Origin of the sequence: Caballeronia sp. SEWSISQ10-4 2, assembly GCF_030464885.1 — a bacterium.
GTDB lineage: Bacteria > Pseudomonadota > Gammaproteobacteria > Burkholderiales > Burkholderiaceae > Caballeronia.
Genome location: NZ_JALPRJ010000183.1, coordinates 1 through 5,144 on the forward strand (window position 1 = coordinate 1; position 5,144 = coordinate 5,144).

Sequence of the window (5,144 nt, forward strand, 5' to 3'; positions counted from 1 at the left end):
GCGCATCGCTTCTCACAGTTGTGGGGTCTTTACTAACAACGTTTGAACTGACCTTGTGGGTGACTTCGGGGCGAGGTATTTCCGCAGCCTGCTAAGCAGCAGCAACCCGGCCCCCCTGACCACCGGCCCCCCAACCAGAACCCCGAGTGCGAACGAAATTCAATGCGCCCCTGCCGCGCCGCCGCCACCTCCGCCCTTAGCCCGCTTGGTAATCCAGATCAGCGGAATAATCAGAATAAAAATAACCGCTGAAGCAAAAAAGATATCGTTCAACCCCATCATCGCGGCTTGCGTATTGACCGTGAAATCGAACAACCCCCGGGCCTGCGACTCGCTGACATTAAGCGCGCTCTGCGACGCCTGCAACGACTGCATAAACGCCGGGTTATTCGCGTTAGCCTGCTCAGTCAGCCGCTCATGATGCAAGGCAATCCGGTCCGTCCAGGCATTCCCCGCAAGCGACGTCCCCACAGCCCCGCAAAACACCCGCGCAAAATTCGATAACCCCGCGGCAGCGGGAATCTTCGACGGCGCCAGCCCCGACAAGATAATCGACGTCAACGGCACGAAAAACAGCGCCATCGGAATGCCCTGTAAAAGCGTGGGCAAAACCAAGTGCCAGGTATCAATCTGGATCACATACTTCGAGCGCATATAAAACACAATGGCGAAACCGATAAACGCCATCGTCGCGACTACACGCGCATCAGTGCGAGGTAAAACCCGACCCATGACCGGCGCGAGAATCACCGCAAAAATACCCAATGGCGCAGTAACCAAACCGGCATCGACGGAACGGTAATTCAGATACTGCTGCATCCATTGCGGCAATAAAACGAGATTGCCGAAGAACACCCCGTAGGCGACAGAAATGGCAACTGTCCCGCCAAAGAAATTCCGCCCGGCAAACAACCGCAAATCGACAACGGGATTCGCATCGGTCAGTTCCCACACCACAAATAGCGCAAAGGCAATCAACGCAATGATCCCCAGCCACACGATCAGCGGCGATGAAAACCAGTCAAGGTCCCGTCCCTTGTCGAGCATGATCTGCAGCGATGCAACCCACGCAATCAGCAAGGCGAGCCCAACCGTATCAATAGGCGCTTTACGTGTGGTGGATTCACGCTTCCGGTAAATAAACCACGTCACGCTGGCGGCAAACAAGCCGACAGGAATGTTGATATAGAAGATCCATGACCAGCTATAGCTATCGGTAATCCAGCCGCCTAAAGCCGGTCCGGCAATCGGCCCGACAACGGCGGTCATCGCCCATAAGGAAAGCGCCATCGACGCCTTCTCCTTCGGGTACGAACCCAGCAAGATAGCCTGCGACAGCGGAATCAGCGGCCCGGCAACGGCGCCTTGCAAAACCCGCGCGGCCAGCAGCACCGGCAAAGTCGGCGCAAGTCCGCAGAGCCACGAAGAAATCACGAACAACAAGATGGCGCCGACAAACAGCTTGATCTGCCCAATCCGCTGCGTCAGCCAGCCGGTCAACGGAATCGACACGGCATTGGCCGCTGCGAACACGGTCACGACCCACGTGCCTTCATCGACGGAAACGCCGAGATTGCCGGAAATAGTCGGGATGGCGACGTTCGCGATCGATGAATCGAGCACGTTCATGAACGTGGCGAGCGCCACGGCGATGGTCGCAAGAACCAGTTGTCCGCCCTTTAACGGCGGCAGCGGGGAGGGTGTCGCAGGCGCAGTGCTCATGGGAGATCCGGATAAAGCAGCGGCCACGCAATGAAACGTGGCGGCCGATTGTGCCAACAACGAAGGCCGCAGTGTGCCAGCGTTCAAAAATCCTCGCTGGCCGCACTGCGGCCTTCATCCGCCCATCGACCGTTCCGCGGTTCCGGAAAATCCCGCTTATTTAGCCGATACGTCGATATCGCCGAGATACTTCTTCGCGAACGCCGCAATCGTGCCGTCCGCTTTGAGCTTGGCGATCGCTGTGTTCAGACGCTGCTTCAACGCGTCGTCGCCCTTACGAACCCCGAACGCGATACCGCTGCCCAGGATCTTGTCATCACTAACCGGGCCGCCGACAAAGCTGTAACCCGCGCCGTCCGGCTTCGATAAAAAGCCGTTTTGTCCGGCTGCCGAGAGCACCAGTGTGCCGTCAAGACGCCCAGCCTTCAGGTCGGTGTAAGCCTGGTTCTGGTCCTGGTACGGCACAACGTTCACGCCTGCGTTGGCCCAATGCGCCTTGGCGAAATTTTCCTGGATCGAACCCTGCAACACGCCGATGGTCTTGCCCTTCAGCGATGCCGCCGTCGGCTCGAGCCCACTACCCGTTTTCGCGATCAGCTGGGTCGGCACGCGATACACCACGGTCGTGAAATCGATGGCTTGACGGCGCTGATCGGTGGCGTTCATCGCGGAATTGATCGCGTCGAATTTGCGGCCTTGCAAGGCGGGAATCAAACCGTCGAACGAGGTCTCCACCCACGCGCATTTCATCTTCGCCGTGGCGCAGACGGCGTTGCCGACATCGATATCCAGGCCTTGCAATTCACCCGATGCCGCCTTCGATTCGAACGGCGGATACTGCGCTTCCACGCCGTAGCGCAAGGTATCGGAGTCGGCGGCGTACGCGGCGGTGGTGCAGACCGAGGCGGCCAGCAGCAGCGCGGCCGACAAAACGTGAGCGGTTTTTTTCATGGTGTGTCTCTCTATAAGTTGGAATGGCTTCTAACCAGCGTCAAACCGCGCACAAGCGGCGGGCGCCTTCTCGCAGCGTGTCGTCGTCCTTGGCGAAGCTGAGGCGGATGATGCGGTTGTCCGTGCCGTCGGTGTAGAACGCCGACAACGGAATGGTCGCGACGCGGGTTTCGCGGATCAGGCGCAGCACGAAGTCGCTGTCGGATTCATCGGAGAACGCGCCGAAGCGCGCCAGCATGAAAAAGCTGCCCGCGCTCGGCAAGAGTTCGAAGCGTGAACCGCCAAGCGCTTCAGCGAGGAGATCGCGTTTCTTCTGATAGAACTCGCCGAGCCCGAGATAGCTCGATGCGTCGCCGAGTGCTTCCGCGAACGCGATCTGCATGGGGGTATCGGCGGAGAAGGTCATGAACTGATGAACCTTGCGGATCTCGTTTGTCAGCTCGGCGGGGGCGAGCGTAAAGCCGACGCGCCACCCTGTCACGTGATACGACTTGCCGAACGACGACACGATCACGCTGCGCTCAGCCAGCGCCGGATAACGCGCCATGCTGTGATGCAAGGCGCCGTCGAAGACGACGTGCTCATACACCTCATCCGACAACACGATGATCTTCGAATTGTGCGTCAGCGCCGTGAGGCGGTTGATGTCTTCAGCCGTGAACGCGCTGCCGGACGGGTTGTGCGGCGAGTTGACGATGATCATCCGGGTGCGCGGGGTGATGACTGCCGCGACCTCGTCCCAGTCGATATGAAAGTCCACCGGCGAGAGCTTGATCGCGATGGGCTTGGCGCCCTGCAATTGCACGATGGGGCCGTAGCTATCGAATGAAGGTTCGAAGTAGATCACTTCGTCGCCGGGATGCACGAGCGCGCTGATCGACGCGTACAGCCCTTCGCTCGCGCTGGCTACCACGGTGATTTCGCTGTCCGGATCGTAGGTGGCGCCGTAGAGCTGCTCCGTTTTTTGCGCGATGGCTTCGCGCAGCGCGAGCACGCCCGACATGGGGGCGTACTGGTTATGCCCGGCGCGCATGGCTCGGGCGGCGCTTTCCACGAGTTTCGGATCGCACGCGAAATTGGGTGCGCCTTGCGAGAGATTCAGCGCGTCGTGTTCCTCGGCGAGCTGGCCGATCACGGTAAATATGGTCGTGCCAACATTGGGCAGCTTCGACGTGGGGGTCCAGGCACTTTTCACGACGATGGTCTCCGGAAGACTGAATTCGAATATCGATTGTCATTCGACCGCAGCAATAAAGCGCGGACAATCGAAAGTTTGTCATACTCGCCATGAATCCAGCTCATGGCTTACGAGATCCGATAATGAAACCGCTACCGTCTTTGGATGTGCTCAAAACCTTCGCGGTCGTGGCACAGCGACTGAACTTTACCCGCGCCGCCGATGTTCTCAACATTACGCAGGGTGCCGTCAGCAGGCAGATTTCCGGTCTGGAGGCGCATCTTGGTTATGCGCTGTTCGTGCGCCAGCCGCGCGGTCTTGCGCTTACCCCAAATGGCGCCATGCTGCTCGCGCCTTTGCAGCAGGCGCTGGCGCAGATTACCGAGGCGCTGGAGCGTAGTGGGGCGCAGTCCGGTACGTTGCGGGTGAAATGCCCGACGTGCGCGATGCGCTGGATCTTGCCGCGCGTGATCCGGTTGCAGAATGAGCGGCCCGAACTGGTGATCGAGGTGACGGCGGCGGTGTCGCATGGGGTGGAGTTCAACGCCGAGCAGTTCGATGCCGCCATTGTGTTCGGCCAGCCGACGCTGAAGGGCGTGAGTTCGCATCATCTGTTCGATGAGGTGCTGACGCCGGTGTGTGCGCCGGGTTTGTGGAAGGAGCGGCGGGCTGGCGCGGCTACACCGGACGATCTTGCCGATCAGACGTTGTTGCATCCGACGCGTGATCGGCGGGACTGGCTGAGATGGCTGGAGGCGTATGGGTATCGCGGGTTGCCATCGGCGAAAGCGCAGCACTTCGATACGCTCGATCTCGCGATTTCGTCTGCGATGCAGGGGTTGGGCGTGACGATCGGGGATTTGTCGCTGATCGAGGAGGATTTGCTGGCGCAGCGGATCATTACGCCGTTTTCGCTTTGTGTGCCTAGCGGGGCTTCGTATTATCTGATCTATCCGGAGCGGCCGGCGCCGTCGCCGGTTTTGCAGGAATTTGCCGAATGGCTTGAAGGGGAGGCGGCGCAGACGCGGGCGAATCTTTCGACGTATTTGGGGCGGTGATTTTTCGTTCGCACTGGGTGGTCGCTGGCGCTCGTTGGGCGGGGGTGGTGTTGGGTTGGTGCTTTCGGTGTTTGTGGTCAGGGGTGATGCCGGGTTGCTGCTTTCGGCCTTAGTGGTCTGCGGGAGCTGTTCTCTTTACACTATTAGCCACTGTGCGTGGCAACCCGGCACCACCCCCGACGAGGGTGTCCCGGATTTTGTGTAAACGGGTTTTTGTTTAACCCTGTGACATCCGG

The 5,144-nt window shown here is 59.6% G+C and carries 4 protein-coding genes; 1 reads left to right on the forward strand and 3 read right to left on the reverse strand.

Features of this window, described 5'->3' with window-relative positions; all coding sequences use genetic code 11:
• Positions 1 to 159: 159 nt before the first annotated feature.
• The 3 genes from M0D69_RS43350 to M0D69_RS43360 all read right to left on the reverse strand — a co-directional run bounded on the left by M0D69_RS43350 (position 160) and on the right by M0D69_RS43360 (position 3,868).
• Positions 160 to 1,722: a DHA2 family efflux MFS transporter permease subunit gene (locus M0D69_RS43350; protein WP_301787930.1), complete on the reverse strand. Its 1,563-nt coding sequence runs from the start codon at positions 1,720 to 1,722 to the stop codon at positions 160 to 162.
• 156 nt (positions 1,723 to 1,878) lie between these two features.
• Positions 1,879 to 2,673: an ABC transporter substrate-binding protein gene (locus M0D69_RS43355; protein ID WP_301787931.1), complete on the reverse strand. Its 795-nt coding sequence runs from the start codon at positions 2,671 to 2,673 to the stop codon at positions 1,879 to 1,881.
• A gap of 40 nt (positions 2,674 to 2,713) precedes the next feature.
• Positions 2,714 to 3,868: a methionine aminotransferase gene (locus M0D69_RS43360; RefSeq protein ID WP_301787932.1), complete on the reverse strand. Its 1,155-nt coding sequence runs from the start codon at positions 3,866 to 3,868 to the stop codon at positions 2,714 to 2,716.
• 125 nt (positions 3,869 to 3,993) lie between these two features.
• Between M0D69_RS43360 and M0D69_RS43365 the strand changes: the two genes are divergently transcribed.
• Positions 3,994 to 4,908, forward strand: a complete 915-nt coding sequence (locus M0D69_RS43365) for a LysR substrate-binding domain-containing protein (RefSeq protein WP_301787933.1) — start codon at positions 3,994 to 3,996, stop codon at positions 4,906 to 4,908.
• Positions 4,909 to 5,144: the final 236 nt, after the last annotated feature.